21 protein-coding genes are annotated in these 17363 nt (G+C 66.0%); 11 read left to right on the plus strand and 10 right to left on the minus strand.

Annotation, left to right across the window (positions count from 1 at the left end):
• Positions 1-33: 33 nt before the first annotated feature.
• On the minus strand, positions 34-1425 hold the full coding sequence (locus EAO80_RS09680) for a hypothetical protein (protein WP_122089710.1): 1392 nt from the start codon (positions 1423-1425) through the stop codon (positions 34-36).
• Between the two features lie 90 nt (positions 1426-1515).
• Between EAO80_RS09680 and EAO80_RS09685 the strand changes: the two genes are divergently transcribed.
• From EAO80_RS09685 to EAO80_RS09695, 3 genes are all read left to right on the plus strand, one after another.
• Positions 1516-1689 (plus strand): protein translocase SEC61 complex subunit gamma, encoded by a 174-nt coding sequence (locus EAO80_RS09685; RefSeq protein ID WP_122089711.1) that lies wholly within the window; start codon positions 1516-1518, stop codon positions 1687-1689.
• 1 nt (position 1690) lies between these two features.
• Entirely contained in the window at positions 1691-2128 is a 438-nt protein-coding gene (locus tag EAO80_RS09690) for a transcription elongation factor Spt5 (protein ID WP_066378155.1), read from the plus strand.
• Positions 2129-2354: 226 nt separating this feature from the next.
• Positions 2355-3107 carry a PHP-associated domain-containing protein gene (locus EAO80_RS09695; RefSeq protein ID WP_122089712.1) on the plus strand — a complete coding sequence of 251 codons (753 nt, stop codon included), beginning with the start codon at positions 2355-2357 and terminating at the stop codon, positions 3105-3107.
• 6 nt (positions 3108-3113) lie between these two features.
• On the opposite strand, the gene EAO80_RS09700 is transcribed toward EAO80_RS09695, so the two are convergent.
• Genes EAO80_RS09700 through EAO80_RS09710 form a run of 3 tightly spaced genes read right to left on the minus strand, consistent with a single transcriptional unit; the run spans position 3114 to position 4482 of the window.
• On the minus strand, positions 3114-3599 hold the full coding sequence (locus EAO80_RS09700; RefSeq protein ID WP_122089713.1) for a metal-dependent hydrolase: 486 nt from the start codon (positions 3597-3599) through the stop codon (positions 3114-3116).
• A gap of 38 nt (positions 3600-3637) precedes the next feature.
• A complete protein-coding gene (locus EAO80_RS09705; RefSeq protein ID WP_122089714.1) occupies positions 3638-4132 on the minus strand; it encodes a CinA family protein in 495 nt (164 codons plus the stop codon).
• Positions 4129-4482, minus strand: a complete 354-nt coding sequence (locus tag EAO80_RS09710) for a nuclear transport factor 2 family protein (RefSeq protein WP_122089715.1) — start codon at positions 4480-4482, stop codon at positions 4129-4131. Before EAO80_RS09710 ends, EAO80_RS09705 begins: the two co-directional genes overlap by 4 nt.
• Positions 4483-4590: 108 nt before the next feature.
• Between EAO80_RS09710 and fer the strand changes: the two genes are divergently transcribed.
• From fer to EAO80_RS09730, 4 genes are read left to right on the plus strand one after another with little or no spacing between them, the layout of a single operon-like run.
• The gene (gene fer / locus EAO80_RS20625; protein ID WP_122089716.1) at positions 4591-5259 is read left to right on the plus strand and encodes a ferredoxin Fer; all 669 of its coding nucleotides are present in this window, start codon (positions 4591-4593) and stop codon (positions 5257-5259) included.
• 49 nt (positions 5260-5308) lie between these two features.
• Complete coding sequence (locus EAO80_RS09720; protein ID WP_122089717.1) at positions 5309-6409, plus strand: pyridoxal phosphate-dependent aminotransferase; 1101 nt, start codon at positions 5309-5311, stop codon at positions 6407-6409.
• A gap of 39 nt (positions 6410-6448) precedes the next feature.
• Positions 6449-7525: an ArsA family ATPase gene (locus tag EAO80_RS09725; RefSeq protein ID WP_122089718.1), complete on the plus strand. Its 1077-nt coding sequence runs from the start codon at positions 6449-6451 to the stop codon at positions 7523-7525.
• Between the two features lie 30 nt (positions 7526-7555).
• On the plus strand, positions 7556-8635 hold the full coding sequence (locus EAO80_RS09730) for a M24 family metallopeptidase (protein ID WP_122089719.1): 1080 nt from the start codon (positions 7556-7558) through the stop codon (positions 8633-8635).
• Here EAO80_RS09730 and EAO80_RS09735 read toward each other — a convergent pair.
• Complete coding sequence (locus EAO80_RS09735) at positions 8610-9953, minus strand: glycerate kinase type-2 family protein (RefSeq protein ID WP_162993951.1); 1344 nt, start codon at positions 9951-9953, stop codon at positions 8610-8612. The two genes, EAO80_RS09730 and EAO80_RS09735, sit on opposite strands and share 26 nt — an antisense overlap.
• On the minus strand, positions 9950-10774 hold the full coding sequence (locus tag EAO80_RS09740; protein ID WP_122089720.1) for an SDR family oxidoreductase: 825 nt from the start codon (positions 10772-10774) through the stop codon (positions 9950-9952). The genes EAO80_RS09735 and EAO80_RS09740 overlap by 4 nt, the downstream gene beginning before the upstream one ends.
• 93 nt (positions 10775-10867) lie before the next feature.
• Between EAO80_RS09740 and EAO80_RS09745 the strand changes: the two genes are divergently transcribed.
• Positions 10868-11272: an SHOCT domain-containing protein gene (locus EAO80_RS09745; protein WP_122089721.1), complete on the plus strand. Its 405-nt coding sequence runs from the start codon at positions 10868-10870 to the stop codon at positions 11270-11272.
• Here EAO80_RS09745 and EAO80_RS09750 read toward each other — a convergent pair.
• Positions 11266-11994 (minus strand): endonuclease V, encoded by a 729-nt coding sequence (locus EAO80_RS09750; protein WP_122089722.1) that lies wholly within the window; start codon positions 11992-11994, stop codon positions 11266-11268. The genes EAO80_RS09745 and EAO80_RS09750 overlap by 7 nt on opposite strands.
• Positions 11994-12920: a rhomboid family intramembrane serine protease gene (locus EAO80_RS09755; protein WP_122089723.1), complete on the minus strand. Its 927-nt coding sequence runs from the start codon at positions 12918-12920 to the stop codon at positions 11994-11996. Before EAO80_RS09755 ends, EAO80_RS09750 begins: the two co-directional genes overlap by 1 nt.
• A 163-nt stretch (positions 12921-13083) precedes the next feature.
• Between EAO80_RS09755 and EAO80_RS09760 the strand changes: the two genes are divergently transcribed.
• Positions 13084-13521, plus strand: a complete 438-nt coding sequence (locus tag EAO80_RS09760; protein WP_122089724.1) for a DUF5788 family protein — start codon at positions 13084-13086, stop codon at positions 13519-13521.
• Between the two features lie 14 nt (positions 13522-13535).
• Entirely contained in the window at positions 13536-15284 is a 1749-nt protein-coding gene (locus EAO80_RS09765) for a helix-hairpin-helix domain-containing protein (protein ID WP_122089725.1), read from the plus strand.
• Here the strand turns inward: EAO80_RS09765 and EAO80_RS09770 are convergent.
• The gene (locus EAO80_RS09770; RefSeq protein WP_122089726.1) at positions 15271-15555 is read right to left on the minus strand and encodes a hypothetical protein; all 285 of its coding nucleotides are present in this window, start codon (positions 15553-15555) and stop codon (positions 15271-15273) included. The genes EAO80_RS09765 and EAO80_RS09770 overlap by 14 nt on opposite strands.
• Positions 15552-15830 (minus strand): ArsR/SmtB family transcription factor, encoded by a 279-nt coding sequence (locus EAO80_RS09775; RefSeq protein ID WP_122089727.1) that lies wholly within the window; start codon positions 15828-15830, stop codon positions 15552-15554. Before EAO80_RS09775 ends, EAO80_RS09770 begins: the two co-directional genes overlap by 4 nt.
• A 474-nt stretch (positions 15831-16304) precedes the next feature.
• On the opposite strand from EAO80_RS09775, the gene EAO80_RS09780 reads away from it, so the two are divergent.
• A partial coding sequence (locus tag EAO80_RS09780) for an AMP-binding protein (protein ID WP_162993952.1) occupies positions 16305-17363 on the plus strand: 1059 nt, incomplete at its 3' end.

The raw sequence follows: 17363 nt of genomic DNA on the forward strand, positions 1-17363 counted from the left end.
GCCCCTCGGGTCCTCGCCGTCTTACGGGTTGCGTTAACTGACGAACGCCGGCTCGGCGGTCGGCAGCGAGATCAACCAGAGGCTGACCATCGTATAGCAGATCATCACGATCACGAAGGGATACTGGCTGCGGATCGCCTGTAGCCGGCTCGGAAAGACGGAAAACGAGGCGGCGTGGGCGGCCCAGATCGCGAGCAAGTGTCCGAGGAGAACGAACACGATATCGAGCACGCCGAACCACCCCGGTAATACGAGCGTCAGTGGCGGTAGCGGCGGCGAGAAGGGGCTCTGAAGGGTAAACAGGAGCGACGGGGACAGCGAGACGAAGAAGGTGAAGTAGTGTGCGAGGTGGTAGCCCGCGGCGATCCCGATGAGTGGCGGCGCAAATCGGACCGCGAGCGATTCGGCGGTGACGTACGTTTCGGCGAGGCGTTTCGCATAGCGGGTCGCGAGCCAGTAGCTCCACAGGAAGAGGCCGTAGCCCGCGAGCAGGAGGATCCCGTAGGTCAGAAGCGGCGGGACCCCGAGTCCGACGAGGAACTCGACGGTCGCGATCCCCGGCGGGACGACGACGAAGGCGCTGTAGGTGAGTTCCCAGACCAGCAGGATCACGAACGCGACCCCACTGGGGCTGTCCACGACGCCGGATTCGCGGAGCTTCGCGCCCGGAAGGACGAGTTCGATTCCCGCAGCGGTGCGCTGGATCGGCGCGACCGCCCCGTAGTACCGAAAGAGCACCGCAAGGGGGTCGCCGTGGCGAAACCAGCTCGACGGGGAAAAGACGACCGCGCCCGCGAGCGTGTAGGCGCTGTAACAGAGCACCGCGACCGCCAGCGTTTCGGGGACGGTGTTGATCGGGAAGGCGATCTCGACCCACAGGATCCCGAGGAGGCCGCCGACGGCGGGCCAGACTCCCCAGCGCTCGGGGAAATCGACGAAGCCGTTCGGGAGCGCCCGCGAAAGGGCTCGCCACGGGTTCAGTGCGGGCCACGGGTTCACGAGGAGGTACGCGACCATCACCAGCCCCGAGCGCGCGCCGACGAACACGAGGAGAACCGCGAGGTTGGCGTTGGCGATGCTCGGGCCGGTTAGCCCGATGTAGACGACGAGCGCGAGGCCGACGACGGCGAGCGCGCCGACGAGGGTGCGAAGCGGGCGAAGCGTCCCCTCGTCGACGGTGGCCGCCCGTCGCCAGGTGTGCAGCGAGTCGATCAGTCGCCGGTCGGTGACGAACATCGCGAGCAGCCCCGACGCGCCGACGGCGGCCCCGCCGGTGAACAGATAGAGCCACGTCGGCACCTGGAGGTCCCTGCCTTCGTCCTGGAGCCCGGTCGCGACGTTGCTCGCGGTGACGCTATCGGTCGCGAGCACGAGCAGCCACAGCGCGAGCACCACGATCGCTAGCCTGCGCGTCCGTCCACCCATTGTCGGTTCTCGGCTCCGGAGGGTTCTCTACCTGTCGCTCACCGCCTCATCAATAGATAGAAAACCCCTCCTCTCCTATCGCCCGCCAGTATGAACGTCCCGACCGATATCAACTCCTACGTCCGCGTCCTGAAGTTCGCCACGACGCCGGAGTGGGAGGAGTTCTCCCGCGTCGCGCTGATCGCCGCTGCCGGCATCGTGCTCGTCGGCATGCTTGGTTTTCTGATGTTCGTCCTCATGAGCTACCTTCCGGGGGGACTCTGAGATGCCGATCTACGCCGTCAAAACCACGGCCAGCCAGGAACGCACCGTCGCCGACATGATCATGAACCGCGAGGAGCCCGAGATCCACGCGGCGCTGGCGCCCGACTCGCTGACCAGCTACGTCATGGTCGAGTCCGACGACCACGCGATCATCGAGCGCGTCCTCGATGAGATCCCCCACGCGCGCTCGATCGTCCCCGGCCAGAGTTCGATCACCGAGGTCGAACACTTCCTCTCGCCGAAACCGGACGTCGAAGGGATCGCGGAGGGGGACATCGTCGAGCTGATCGCCGGGCCGTTCAAGGGTGAGAAGGCACAGGTCCAGCGCATCGACGAGGGCAAGGACCAGGTCACCGTCGAGCTCTACGAGGCGACCGTTCCGATTCCCGTCACCGTGCGCGGCGACCAAATCCGCGTGCTGGATAGCGAGGAGCGGTGAGCGAAGCGAATCGCTCCTCGAGAAGTCGAGCGGCGTAGCCGCGAGACAGCGAAGAACGCTAGCGCGTCCTTCTGGCTCCCGTTCGCTCGCTGCGCTCGTTCACGGGAACAGCGAGAAACGCTGACAGCACTCCTCGGACCATACGAACGGCGAAGCCATGAGATCGCACACGGGGCCGTCCGCACGAACCACAACTCGCAAACCCGCCCTCCGCGAACCGTCCGTCATGCCGACTCGTGTCGACCCGCACGTGAAGATCCTCGACGAAGGGGTCGCCCGCCGGGCGAAGGCCCGCGGTATCGACGTCCTCGTCTACGCCCCGCATTTCACCCGTCTACCGACGATCCGCGAGCGCGCCGCACGGTTCAGCGACGACGACCTGCTCGTGGTTCCGGCCCGCGAACTCTTTACTGGGAGTTTTCGGAACCGAAAACACGTCCTCGCGCTGGATCTCGATAGTCCGATCCCTGATTTCCTCACCTTCGAGGCCACCCTCTCGGAACTCGACCACCAGAACGCCGTCACGCTTGCACCCCACCCCGAGTTCGCGACGGTCAGTGTGGACGTCATCGACCTGCGCCGCCATCCCGATCGCTTCTGTGGCGTCGAGGTCTACAACCCGAAACACCTCGCGAAGCACAACCGCCGCGCACGCGAGATCGCCCGCGAGACGGGACTTGCACCCTTCGGCTCCTCGTATGCGCATCTCACCCCGACGCTCGGCGAGGTCTGGACGGAGTTCGAGACCGATATCGACTCGGCGGGTGATCTCCACGAAGCGCTTCGGACGGGCGCGCCCCGACGGGTGATCCACCGGTCAGGTCGGAGCCACGAACTGCGCTGTCGGACGGAGTTCGCCCATCTCGCGTGGGAGAACTCCTGGAAGAAGGTCGACCGGCTGGTCCTCTCGGGAATGGAGCCGACACATCCGTACCACCCCGCCTACGAAGGGCGGTTCGATGCGGCGTCAGTCTACTGACTCGTACTACGCGCCGAGCACCGCGAGGACTTCTCGGGCGGTTTCGGCCGGCAGCCAGCGGATCACGGCTGCGGCGACCGCGAGTTCGAGGGCCGTCACGACGAGGGTCACCGCCGAGGACCACCGGCTTCGGACGGGAACCCCGAAGGGAAACCCGAACTCTCGACTCCAGAGGGGGTAGAACAGGGCGATCCCGCGTTTGCTCCCGAAGACGTCGAGCAGGTAGTGACTGAGCACCCCGACCCAGACCCACCGGAGGTTCCCGAAGTAGATCGGGTAGGCGAGAAATATCGCCAGTACGGGCAGGTTGTGGAACGTCTTCCGGTGTTTTCCGAAGGCGGTGTCCACGTCGGGAAAGAGCGCACCGAGAACGATGGGAACGAACAGCTGGGCGACGACCAGGAGCGTCCCGACCTCCACGGTGGGCCGAACCACCACGCCGAGCCCGACCGAGAGAAGCGCCGCGTTCAGCACGTGCCCGCGTTTATTCATCTATCTGATGTGAGACTAGGGGGAAAATAACGGTTCCGTCAGACGATCGCGTCGTGAAGATCGGCGAGGGCTTGCCGCGCGATCTTCCCCTTGATCTCCGTCCGCGAGCCGTCGAACTCGTAGCGCGAAACGGTCGCGTACGAGTCGCCCGACCCCCAGGGGGCGGCGTAGGCGACGCCGATGAACACCGTGCCGACGGGGGCCTCCTCGCTTCCTCCCGCGGGTCCGGCGATTCCAGTCGTAGAAACGCCCCACGTGACGTCGGCGACGTCGCGTGCGCCGCGGGCCATCCCGCGGGCGACGGGGTCGCTGACCGCGCCGTGTTCGTCGAGCGCCTCCCGGGCGACGCCCACCATCTCCCGTTTGGCGTCGTAGGCGTAGGTGACGAATCCCCGGTCGAGGTAGTCGCTCGACCCCGGGACGTCGGTCAGCAGCGACCCGATCAGCCCGCCGGTACACGACTCGGCGGTCGCCACGGTCGCCCCGCGCTCGCGAAGCGCCTCGCCGACGCGCTCCTCTATCGGGTCGCTCATACCCGGCCGGTGTCCGTGTAGGTCCAGCGCTCCGTGATCAGTCCCTCGTCGTCGAACCGGTGGATGTCGGCGAAGCCGAATTCCACCTGCTGACCCTCCAGAACGCCCGAAAACCGACCCCGGACTGCGACCGTGTCGTCGTCAATCGTGAGGTCAGCAATGGAATGGGTGCCCTGCTCGATCGCACGCACCTCCCGGTAGAACTCCTCGAACTCCGCCATCCCGTCGATGGACTCCTGACCGGGGCGGTGGTAGACGACGTCAGCCGAAAAGAGGGCGAACAGGTCCTCGTAGGCCTCGCTATCGACGTGTTCGTAGTACTTCCGAATCGCCTCCTCGCTCGCGCTCATGGTCGCGCTTGGGGTTCGCCCGTCATATATGATCGGTTGCCGACCCCCGTGTGGGGCGGTCGGGCCGAGCCGGGAGGGATTTATCCCGTCGAGACCGCTAGACCGGTCATGGTGTCCCCGTTCGATGTCCTCTCGATCGATCCCGATGCGGACGACGCGGAGATCGATCGCGCCTATCGCCGGCGGGTGATGGAAACCCATCCCGACCACGGCGGGTCGGCTCGGGAGTTCCAGTCGGTCAGAGAGGCCTACGAACAACTCGTCTCGGGCGAGTACGACGGGCGCCCGGTCGTCGAGTCCGGTCCGAAGGCGGGCGCGGACAGTGACGGCGACGAGGACGACGGGGACGACGAGCAGTCCCGCGTCGAATACCTGAACTACGAGGTGCTCGACGATCACGGCTGGAGTCTCGACGACGAGGACCTCTTCGAGAAGGCCGCCGACGCGGGGCTCGACGCGACCGACTACGGCCGATTTCTCGTCCAGCCGAACGAGTCGCTTCTGGAGGCCGCAGAGAACCGCGGGTTCGCGTGGCCGTACGCCTGCCGGGGCGGGGCGTGTGCGAACTGCGCGGTCGCGGTCGTCGAGGGCGAACTGGAGATGCCGGTCAACCACATCCTCCCGCCCGAGATGCTCGACCGGGGAATTCGGCTGTCCTGTAACGGTACCCCAGGCACCGACGAGATGCAGGTCGTCTACAACATCAAGAACCTCCCGTATCTCGACGAACTTCGGCTCCCACCCCGACCGTTCGAGCAGGCGTACGTCGACGACTGAGCGGTCCGAACTCCGAAAGACGCAGGGCAATTCGAGGCGACGGGCCCGTATGGACTACGAGAAGCCGCTTTTCTTCCAGGTGATGCAGTACGCCGAGCGGGCCGAGCGAGACGTGATCGACATGGTCAGCGGCAACCCCGACTGGGAGCCACCGGAGGCGCTCCGGGAGGGACTGCGCGAGTACGCCGACCGCCCCGTCTCCGAGTACCAGTACCCCCCGAGCGACGGCCTACGCGAACTCCGCGAGGAGATCGCCGCCCGCCGGAACATACCAGTTGAGTCGGTGATCGTCACCAATGGCGGGGGCGAGGCGAACTACCTCGCGATGGCCGAGGCGCTGGACCGTGATGCCGGCGAGGAGGTGATCCTCACCGATCCCGTCTATCCGTACTACCCCGGCAAGACCCAGATGTTGGGTGGCGAGCCGGTGTACGTCCCCGTCGAGAAGGACGGCCGGCTCGATCCTGTCGCGGTTCGCGAGCACGCGAGAGCCGATACCGCCGCGATCGTCGTCAACTCGCCGAACAACCCGACGGGAGCCGTCTACGGTGAGGACACGATCGAGGAACTCGTCGCCATCGCGGAGGAGAACGACGCGATCCTCGTCAGCGACGAGGTCTACGACCACTTCGACCAGTCGGGGCGGTTTGCGAGCGCGCTGTCGGTCGACTCCGATCACCGCGCGATCACGGCCAGCTTCTCGAAGTCGATGGCGATCACCGGTTTCCGGGTGGGGTATACCGTGTTGCCGCCCGCGCTCGCCGAACCCGCCAGAACCCGTCACATGCTCGTCAACGTCGCCGGCTCCCGGCCCGCCCAGTACGCGGTCTTGAAGGCCCTTCGCGAGACGGAGCCCGACTACTACGAGGGCACTCGGGAGATGCTCGCCACGCGCATCGACGCCTTCACGGACGCGCTGGATGCGGCGGGCGCACAGTACACCCGGCCTGATGGCGCGTTTTACGTGCTGGCGCGCTTCGAGGGTTTTCCCGGAACGATGGCGAACGTCGAGCGCCTGATCGACGAGGCCGGCGTTGCCGGGATGCCCGGCGAAGCCTTCGGCGAGTCGCGCTCGGAGTGGCTTCGCTTCGCGCTCGTGACGCCGCGTGCGGAGGAGGCCGCCGACCGACTGGCCGAGTTTTTCGGCTGAGACCGACGGGTACACGGCGATCGGCGAAAATCGTGAAGTATGGCCGAACTTGACGTCGAACCCGTCGAGCGGATCGAGGACGTGGACGTCCCGGTTCCGTCGGGCGTCGACGCGCCCGAGTACGTCCTGTACGGGGGGAAAGGCGGGGTCGGGAAGACGACGATGGCCGCCGCGACCGCGCTCGCGAGCGCACGGGACGGCACCCGAACGCTCGTCGTTTCGACGGACCCCGCCCACTCGCTTTCCGATACGCTCGAAACCTCGATTCCGAGCGAACCGACGCGGATTCGAGACGACATCCCGCTTTTCGCCGCCGAGATCGACCCCGACGAGACGATTGACGAGGGGATGCTCGGCGGCGAGAACCCGTTGGGAGGGCTCGAAGGGATGTTCGGCGGTGCGGGTGGGGCGGATGGCTCGGGGGACGTGGACGACGGTGCGGGTGGACTGGGCGACCTGCTGTCGGGCGGGTCGATGCCCGGTGCGGACGAGGCCGCAGCGATGCGCCAACTGCTGCAGTACCTCGACGACGACCGGTTCGACCGAGTGGTGATCGATACCGCACCGACGGGCCACACCCTCCGGCTGCTCGAACTCCCCGAACTGATGGACTCGATGGTCGGGCGACTGATGCAGTTCCGCCAGCGGATACAGGGTATGGCAGAGGGGATGAAGGGGATGTTCGGTGGCGAGGACCCCGTCGAAGGGGGGACCGACCTCGACGAACTGCGCGAGCGGATCGAGCACCTGCGAGCGACGCTCCGCGACCCCACGAAGACCGATTTCCGGGTCGTGATGGTCCCCGAGGAGATGAGCGTCGTCGAGTCCAAACGGCTGCTCAGTCGGTTGGCGGAGTTCGAGATCCCCGTTTCCACCGTCGTGGTCAACCGCGTGATGGAGGATTTTGCAGACGTTGCCGGCGGCGACCCCGAGGACTTCGTCTCGCCCGACGTCGAGAACTGCGAGTTCTGTAAGCGCCGCTGGCAGGTCCAGCAGGGCGCGCTGACCCGCTCGCAGGAGGTCTTTCGCGGTCACGACGTCAAACGGGTGCCGCTCTTTGCCGACGAAGTCCGGGGCGAACGGATGCTCGAACTCGTCGCGGCCTGTCTCGACTGACTTTATCCCGGTCCCGTTCGATCTCCCGGTATGACCGTCGACTACGAGGACCGGACCCGCGTCTGCCGTCGGGCGCTCTCCCCACAGGAATGTCTCGTGCTCTTTCCCGGCCCGAACTGCCAGTATTTGACGGGCTTTCGCGACGAGCCGATGGAGCGCCACCTCCTGTTGTTCGTTCCCAGCGAGAGCGAGCCGGTCTTCCTCGCGCCGGCGATGTACGACGAACAGCTCGCCGACACCCACGTCACGGACTTCCGGCTATGGGACGACGGCGAGGACCCCCGTGAGCCTCTTCGGGAAATCATCGAGGAAATCGACCCCGAGCGCCTGCTCGTCGACGACCGGCTGTGGGCGCGCTTTACCCAGGACCTGCGGGCCGTGACCGACGCCGAGTTCGGGCTGGCGAGCGAGGTGCTCGCGGATCTCCGACAGAGAAAGGACGACGCGGAAATCGGCGCGATTCGACGAGCCAGCGCACTGACCGACCGGGTGAGCGAGGAGATCAGGGAACTCGACGCGGTCGGGATGAGCGAACGCGAGCTCGCCCGCGAGATCGACTCGCGGCTGGCCGCCCTCGGCGGCGACGGGCCCTCGTTCGAGACGATCGTCGCTTCGGGACCCAATGGTGCACGCCCGCACCACCGCCATGGGGGCCGGGAGATCGAAGCCGGCGATCCCGTCGTACTGGATTTCGGCACCCGATTCGAGGGGTATCCGAGCGATCAGACCCGGACCCTCGTCTTCGGGGGCGACCCACCCGAGAAGTTCGAGGCGGTTCACGACGCCGTCCGCAAGGCCCAGGGGGCGGCCGTCGAGGCGGTCGAACCCGGCGTTTCGGCGGAAACGATCGACCGCGCGGCCCGCGAGGTGATCGAACGGGCGGGCTACGGCGAGGAGTTCACCCACCGGACCGGCCACGGGGTCGGTATCGAAGTTCACGAGCCGCCCTACATCGTCGAGGGGAACTCGAGAGCGGTCGAGGAGGGGATGGTCTTCAGCGTCGAACCGGGGATCTATCTGGAGGGCGAATTCGGCGTCCGGATCGAGGATTTGGTGGTCGTCACCGAGGACGGCTGCGAGCGACTCAACGACTCGCCTCGGGGCTGGTGACGACGAGCACCCGCAAGTCATTGACGTTCGTGCCCGTTGGCCCGGTTTCGATCAGTCCATCACGCTCTTCGAGATAGGGATAGACGTCGTTATCGGCCAGCGCGGCGCGCGCGAACTCGGGATCCGAGACCGTCCCGCCGTCGACGATCGCACCAGCGGCGTCGCTCGCCCCGTCGATCCCGTCGGTGTCGACGCTTGCGAGCGCGATTCGCTCGCTCTCCCGGAGTTCGAGCGACGCCGAGAGCGCGAACTCCTGGTTGGGTCCGCCGGTGCCGTCGCCCCGAAGCGTCACCGTGGTCTCGCCGCCGGAACAGATCACTGTCGGGGGCTCGATTGGGTTGCCCGTGCGCTGTACCTCCTCGGTGATCGCGACGTGGGTCTTCGCGGCCTCGCGGGCTTCCCCGCGAACGCTCGAGGAGAGGACGAGGGGTTCGTACCCCCGCTCGTCGGCGAGGTCACGCACCGCTTCGAGCGCCGTGAAGCCGTCGGCGATCACGTGGTTGTCCACGTGATCGAAGGCCGGATCCCCGGCGTCGGGGGTCTCCTCGACCTTCCCGTTCGCTCCCCGGTCGAGCCGATCGGCGATCGCTTCGGGCGGGTCGATCCCGTAGCGAGAAAGCACCTCCTGGGCCTCTGCGAACGTCGTCCCGTCGGGCGCGGTCGGCCCGCTCGCGATCGTGCTCAGGTCGTTGCCGATCACGTCGCTGACGATCAGCGAAACCACCTGTGCGGGTGCGGCCCGCCGGGCTAGCCCCCCGCCCTTGAACGCCGAGCAGTGCTTGCGGACGGCGTTGATTTCGCCGATCTCCGCGCCGCTCGCGAGCAGCGCCTCGGTCACCTCCTGCAGGTCCGACAGCGAGATCCCCTCTGCTGGTGCGGGCATGAGCGCGCTGCCCCCGCCGGAGACCAGCACGACCGCGAGCGTTTCTTCTCCTACTTCGTCCGCGAGTTCGAGCATCGCGCGGGTCGAGGCGACGCCGCGCTCGGAGGGAACGGGGTGATCGCCCGGCAGTACCTCGATTCGCTCGGTTTTCTCGGGTGCGTCGGTGACGACCCGTCCCCGATCGATACGCTCGCCGAGGGCGCCCTCGATCGCGCTCGCCATCCGGCCGCCGGCGTTACCCCCGCCGAGGACCACGATCTCGGCGTACGAAGCGAGGTCGTAGCTCGCCTCGCCAATGGTCAGCCGATTCTCCTCAAGCGAGACGCTCTCGTCGATCGCCCGCACGGGGTCCGCAGCCGCGATTCCGGCCTCGATACAGTCGAGTGCGAGGTCCCGTTCGGGCGTGCTTCCTAGCGCCTCGCGATTCCGCATCATCCGGCGATCTTCAGAGCGAGCTTGAACGCCGTGTCCCGCAGCGAGTCGGGCAGCAGGCGGGCGAACGAGCCGAGTTTCGCGACCTTCCCGACGGGGTAACGGGCGTTGGGCCGGGTCGCGCTCGCGGCGTGAACGATCCAGTCGGCGACTTCGCTCGGTTCGATCGCGCCGGGGCCGTCCCCGCCGATCGCGTTCGTGTCGTCGATCACGCTGTAGATGTCGCTGTACTCCTCCGAACGGGGGATGTCGTCCGCGGAGTCGGTCGCGCGGTTCGAGAACCCCGTCTTCACTGGGCCGGGCTCGACCAACACGACGTCGACGCCGAAGCGGTCGGCCTCGACACGAAGGGAGTCGGTCATCGACTCAAGGGCGGCTTTCGATCCGCAGTAGACGCCGCCGCCGGGGAACGAGACGCGCCCGGCGAGACTCGAGACGTTGACGATCGTGCCGTCGCCGCGCTCGCGCATGTGCGGGAGGACCTCCTGAACGAGGCGGTGGGGGCCGTAGACGTTCGTGTCGAACTGGCGCTCGACGTCGCGAACCGGAATGTCCTCGACGGGGCCCAGTTGACCGTAGCCCGCGTTGTTGACCAGACAGTCGATACGGCCGGTATCGGCGAGGATATGCTCGACGACCGATTGTATCTGCACGTCGTTGGTCACGTCGAGTTCGGCCGTCTCGCAGCCGAGTTCTGCGAGATCCGCGATGTCGCCCGGATCGCGGGCGGTCGCGTACACCGTCCATTCCTCGTCCAAGAACTGCCGTGCCGTCTCGCGACCGATCCCCGACGAACAGCCCGTGATACAAACGGTCTTCTCCATGTCCCGACAGTCGACGGCAGGGGTGTTAATTGTTGTACTCTGTTCGCGGCCGGGGAACCCTTTTTGCCCGCCTCGACCTACTCAGTCGTGATCATGAGGACCGAGCGCTTTCAGCGGCGACTCGACGAGGAGTACGCCGAAGGCTGGCGGGTCGCACGCGAGGGCGAAACCCGCGTCGTACTGAAGAACCCCGACTACGGCTCGGCATGGCTCCACGGGCTCATCGCGCTTACCACCGTGTGGTTCACCTTCGGCCTCGGCAACCTCATGTACGCCGTCTACGCCTACCTCAACTCGCCGACGAAGCTGCTGACCGAGGACGACTGTTTCGAGGACCCCGACCCCGAGGCCGACGCACTGACCGTCCTCCGACAGCGCTATGCGCGCGGGGAGCTGAGTGATGAAGAGTTCGACCACCGGGTCGAACGCCTGCTGGGCAGCGATCCTACCAGAGGCCGACGAAGCCGAACTCGCGAGCGAGCGACCGACCGCTACTGACGCGCCGCGTCGGCGAGTTCGCCCGCATACGAATCGGCCCGCCGGACCGGCTCGGGGAGTTTATAGCCCGCACAGTGTGCGTGAGCGAGCGAGGTGGCCGTCTCCGCGCCGACGCGGTGGCCCGGGCTCACGTAGAGCGGGTTGATGTATCGCGAGCTCCCCTCGTACTGGCGGGTCTGGACGGCGTAGCCGAGCACCGTCCCCTCTTCGACTTCGACCCGGCCGTCGGCGAGGATCGGGACTCTGGTTCCCTCCGAGAAGGGCTCCTCGGGCGGGTTGCTCAGCCGGCCACAGAGCAGGCTCTTTGCGACGCCCACACTGGGAAGGTCGAGCGCGACACCCATGTGGGTCGCGAGCCCGGCCTGTCGGAAGTGGATCCGGCCGCTGCCGTCGAACAGCGCGAGGTCCGGCTCGCACTCCAGTTCCTCGAAGGCCGCGAGGATCGACTCGCCCTCTCGGAAGGAGAGCAGGCCGGGAATGTAGGGTATGGAGAGCTCGGTGACGGCGGAGGCGCGCTCTACCACCTCGCCGTCGCGCATGGCGACGATCGCGCTGACGGCCTGCTCGCCGGGGAACGCCTGATCGACGCCGACGACGACCGGCGAGTCGGGGAGTGGTTCGTCGTCGAAGACCGCCTCGCGCGCGATATCACGCTGGAGCACCTCCATCTCCGTGCGCGAGAGGTCGGGATCGGGCCGGAACTCGGGGCGGGTGACTTCCATTAGAACCGTCCCCGTCCGGGACCGCCGGGGCCGCCCGGTCCTCCGGGACCGCCGGGGCCGCCGCCGAACTGGAGCTGGTCGGGCGCTCGCTCGCCTTCACGTCGGAGCTTCTCGCCGTAGGCCAGTCCGACGAACAGCCCCGCGAGGTGTGCGAGGTGGGCGATCCCGCCCGCACCGAACCCGCCGAGGCCGACGAGGCCGACCGAGACCGCGGCGAATCCCAGGGTCAGGAGCCACAGCGGCATCGGGATGAAGAAGAAGAGGAGGACCCGGAGGTTGGGGTTCAACACCGTGAGCACGCCGAGGATCGCCATGATCGCGCCGCTGGCCCCGACGACGGCGCTTTGCTGGCCCAGCGCCAAGGCGACCCCGACCTGTGAAACACCCGCGATCACGCCGCTGACCAGAAACAGGACGGTGAACATCTTGCTGCCGACCTTCCGCTCGACGATGGGGCCGAAGAAGTACAGCGCGATGCTGTTGAAGATGATGTGTTCGAGGCCGCCGTGGGCGAAAATCGAGGTGATCCACGTCCAGAGGTTCAGGATCTCGCTTGACTGGAGGACGAAGAGGAACTCCATGAGTCCGGGTTGACCGACAAGCGGGATGAGGAGGTACTGCACCAGGAACGTGGCCCACATCAACGACAGAAAGACGTAGGTCATGTTGTTGCGGAAATATCCCATCGGACCGCCCGTCCCGGTGTTGAATGGCAGCCGGTCGCTTACGCTTGCTTTCTGCCCGCCGGGGTTGTCCACGCTGTCGTCGAAGCCGCTGTCGAAGATCCCGTCGGGGTCGCTCCACTCATCGAGGCCCGAACAGTCGTGGTTCTCCGGGAGTCGGTGTTGGCCACAGAACACGCCGCCACAGCGCCCACAGCGGTAGGGCATGTTCTCGTGTGAGCCACACCGATCACACTGCGCCATTACCGGCGGTTCGCGGCGGGGCGACAAAAGGGGTTGGGATGTACTGCCGGTCGCAAGCCCCCGTACTGATTCGCCGGCATAGCTTGGCGAATCAGTACGGACAGGTTCGATCGACGGGACACGACGGATTGGGTTTTTACCCCCGCACCACCCACTCTCGCGCGTGCAGGAGTACGAGCGAAAACAGCTGCTCGAACGCATCGGCAAGGAGGGTTCGACCATCGGCGCACAGATCCCTGAAGCCATCGACATTCAGGGAGAGCGTGTCGAGCTCCGCGATTTCGTCTTCGAGATCAAGCGCCGCGAAACGGTCCCCGAGGGGGAACGAGAGCGCGTCGAGCAGGCAAAGCGCAACCTGCGCAAGGAGCGCCTCGAACGACTGGAACTGATCGAGGAGGGCGAGATACCGAGGGAAGAGGGCGAACGCCTCGCCGAATCGATCATCGGGATCGACCGCGCGCTGGAGGGGCTCCAGCAGCTCGGTCCGGCGAACGTCGAAGCCGAGGTCGAGGCCCAGGAGGTCGCCGATAAGAAGCGGTGGTCGCGCTTCATGCGCCAAGCCCTGGGGCTCGACGAGGACAGTACACCTAACAGGCGATAAGCCGAAGGGAGGATATGAGCCGCAACGCCGAGGTCGCCGCCCTCTTCGAGGAGTACGCCGACCTCCTCGAGGCCCGGGACGTCGAGTACAAACCCAACACCTACCGCCGGGCCGCAGACAGCATCCGCGACCATCCGACCGCGATCGAGGAGTTGGCGAGCGAGGGAAAAGAGGCCGTCGAGGGGATCGACGGGGTGGGTGATGCTATCTCCGCGAAGGTCATCGAGTACGTCGAGACGGGCGCGATCGAGGAGTTAGAGAACGAACGGACGACCCTTCCGGTGGCGATGGGCGAACTCACGAGCGTCGAGGGCGTCGGACCCAAGACGGTAGGAACGCTCTACGAGGAACTGGGCGTCGAGAACCTCGCGGACCTCGAAAAGGCCGCGAGCGCCGGGAAAATTCAAGAGATCAAGGGATTCGGGCCGAAAACGGAGGAGAACATCCTCAGCGGAGTGGCGTTCGCCCGGAAGGCGAGCGAGCGCGAGCTGCTGGGTGAGACCCGCCCGCTGGCCGACGACCTGCTCATGTATCTGCGCGATCACGGCTCCGTCGAGCGCGCCGAGGTCGCGGGGTCGATCCGGCGGTGGCGAGAAACCAGCGGCGACGTCGACGTGCTCGCTGCAAGCGAAGACCTCGAAACGGTCGTCGAAGTCTTCACCGGCTGGGAGCGCGCCGAGCGCGTCATCGAGTCCGGCGGGAACAAGGCGAGCGTCGTTGCCAACGGGATCCGGATCGACCTTCGCGTCGTCGTCCCCGATGAGTTCGGCAGCGCGCTCCAGTATTTCACCGGCAGCAAGGCCCACAACATTCGGTTTCGAAACCGGGCGCTCGATCGCGACCTGAAGGTCAACGAGTACGGAGTCTTCGACGTATCGGGGATGGACGACACCAGCGGCCAGCGCGCGGGCAAGCGGGTCGCCGGCAGTACCGAGGACGGGATGTACGGGGCACTCGATCTGGCGTGGATCCCGCCCGAGTTACGGGAGGACACCGGCGAGATCGACGCGGCCGCGACGGGCGAATTGCCCGACCTGCTCGAGGAGGGCGATCTCCGGGGGGACCTCCACACCCACACCGACTGGTCGGACGGCACGGAGTCGATCGCCGAGTGGATCAGCTCCGCGGAAGCGTTCGGCCACGAGTACCTCTGTATTTCGGATCACGCGACGGGCCCCGGCATGGTCGGCGGGGTCGGGCTCTCGGATGAGGATCTACTGGAGCAGGCCGGGGCGATCCGTGGGGCCGCTGAAGACGCCGCTATCGAGGTGTTCGCGGGCGTGGAGGCGAACATCGACGAGGCCGGCGGGCTGAGCGTCGCCGAGGACGTTCTCGAGGAGCTCGATCTCGTGGTCGCCTCGCCCCACAGCGCGCTCGACATGGCACCCGAGAACGCGACCGACCGGCTCGTCGCGGCCATCGAGCACCCCGCGACTGACGTGTTGGGCCACCCGACCGGACGACTGTTGACCCGGCGACCCGGCCTCGACCCCGATCTCCGGCGGGTTGCCACGGCCGCTGCCGACCACGGCGTGGCCCTGGAGGTCAACGCGAACCCCTCGCGGCTGGACCTGTGGGGCCGGGCGGTGAAGGTCGCCGTCGAGGCGGGGGCGAAGATCGCGATCGATACCGACGCCCACAGCGCGGCGGAGTTCGAGAACAACAGGTACGGAGTTCACACCGCCCGTCGGGGCTGGGCCGGGCCGGATGACGTAGTGAACGCCTGGGAGACAAGCGGGGTTCGCGAGTTCATCGGACGATGACCCAACTCAGGCAGATCAGCGCGATCGATTCGAGCAGGCGCAACACCAGCACCATCTGCTGGGCGGCGACGGTCGTGTAGAACTCGTCCGTCCCGAAGAAGAAGTAGATCGCGAGCAGGTTCTCGACGAGCAGGACGATCCCGAAACAGAGAAACCCGAGCGTGATCGCCGTCCGGAACCGCCGGTAGTTGGTGACCCAGATGTAGGTCAGCGCAAGCAGCATGCAGACGTTGAACGTCGCGAACAGGGTCGCGGCGTACATCCAGATCATGTGGTGGTCCCCTCGACGATCCGTTCGAAGGTGTCCCTATGGTCTTCGAACTCGTCGGTGAGGAAGTACATCTCGCCGTAGCTTTCCCCGTAGGCGGTGACGATGTCGTGTTCTTCGAGCATATCGAGGTGGTGGCGAACGGTCTTATAGTTGAGATCCAGTTCCTCCGCGAGCTGGTTCGCGTTCCGTGGTCGATTGAGCAACGCCCGGATGATACGGATCCTGTTCGTTCCGCCCCGCATGCCCGTGAGTAGATAGTAGAGGATCCGTTCCATACAGACGTTGTCCACCCTCGTTCCGCGCTTGGGATCGACTTCGAATACTCGTGGGCGGGGCACCTATTAGTGGATTACTGTTCTCGAACGAAGAGCGCAGCCCCCTTCCATCCCGGCTTGCCGCCGGGCGGTGGGGCGCGTGGATCGAACACACGGCCGTTCGGTACTGTGCACCGTGTCTCCCTGACGGGCGACCAATCCCGCCGATTACGACTACATCCCCGCCACCCAAAGGCGTTTTGCGGTAATTATACATAAATTCGACCCAAATATAACCCTAATATTCTCGCTCGTGCCCGCTGCACCGGTGATAGTGTCAGTTTGATTTTCACGACAGATCTACCGACTCGCACTTCGGAGGCGCTCGTCAGCGTCGCTCGTGATATGTCTCATCAGTACACATAAATTTATATTTGTATATTTAAAGGAATCATGGTACAAAACCTCTTTGTCGTGTCTGGGCGATTCCCGGGTATGGATTCGCCAGGCGAGGGGGAGATCGTTCACACACCCACGGAGGAGTTCGCCGCGAACACGAACATCGCGGCGTTCATGGATCGCTACGACATCGCCGACTACGAGGCGCTCATCGAGCGTACGTGTACCGATATCGAGTGGTTCTGGGACGAACTGATCGACTACCTCGGGATCGAGTTCTACGAGGCCTACGACGCGGTGCGCGACGACAGCGGGACGCACCACGCCCCGGAACGGGCGAGCGGTGAAGCCGCGAGCCGCGGGGGCCCGCAGTTCACCGACTGGTACCCCGGCGGACGACTCAACGTCGCGCATAACACGGTCGATCGCCACGCCGAACCCGACAACGAGACCCGGAACGAGGTCGCCTGCATCTGGGAGGGCGAACCGGGCGAGGTCAGGCAGGTCACGTATCACGACCTGTATCGGCAGGCCAATCAGGTCGCCAACGCCCTCGAAGCCCGTGGCGTCGGGACGGGCGATACCGTCGGGCTGTACATGCCGATGGTGCCCGAGGTGATCTCCATTCTGTATGGCTGTTTCAAGGTCGGTGCGATCGCGGTCCCGATCTTCTCGGGGTTCGGCACCGACGCCACCGCCACGCGGATCGCCGACAGCGAGCCCTCCGTCCTCTTTACCGGCGACGGTTTCTACCGGCGGGGCAGCGAGGTCCGCCTGAAGGCATCGGCGGACGCGGCCATCGAACAGGCGGGCCACGTCGAGCACACTATCGTCTACGAACGCCTCGGAGCCGACTACGACCGGACCGAGCGCGACGAGACGTGGGCCGAGGCGATCGAGACCGAGTCCGACGAGTACGAGACGAAATCCCTGCCGTCGGACCAGGAGTCAATGTTGCTCTATTCGTCGGGTACCACGGGTAAACCGAAGGGAATCGTCCAGACCCATGCAGGGGTCGGGGTCCAGTGTCCAAAGGAGGTCCACTTCGGGATGGACCTCAAGCCCGCCGACCGGTTCTTCTGGGTGAGCGACATCGGCTGGATGATGGGTCCGTGGACCCTGATCGGGACCCACACCTTCGGCGGCACGGTGGTG

The sequence above is a fragment of the Halalkalicoccus subterraneus genome, assembly GCF_003697815.1.
Classification (GTDB): domain Archaea; phylum Halobacteriota; class Halobacteria; order Halobacteriales; family Halalkalicoccaceae; genus Halalkalicoccus; species Halalkalicoccus subterraneus.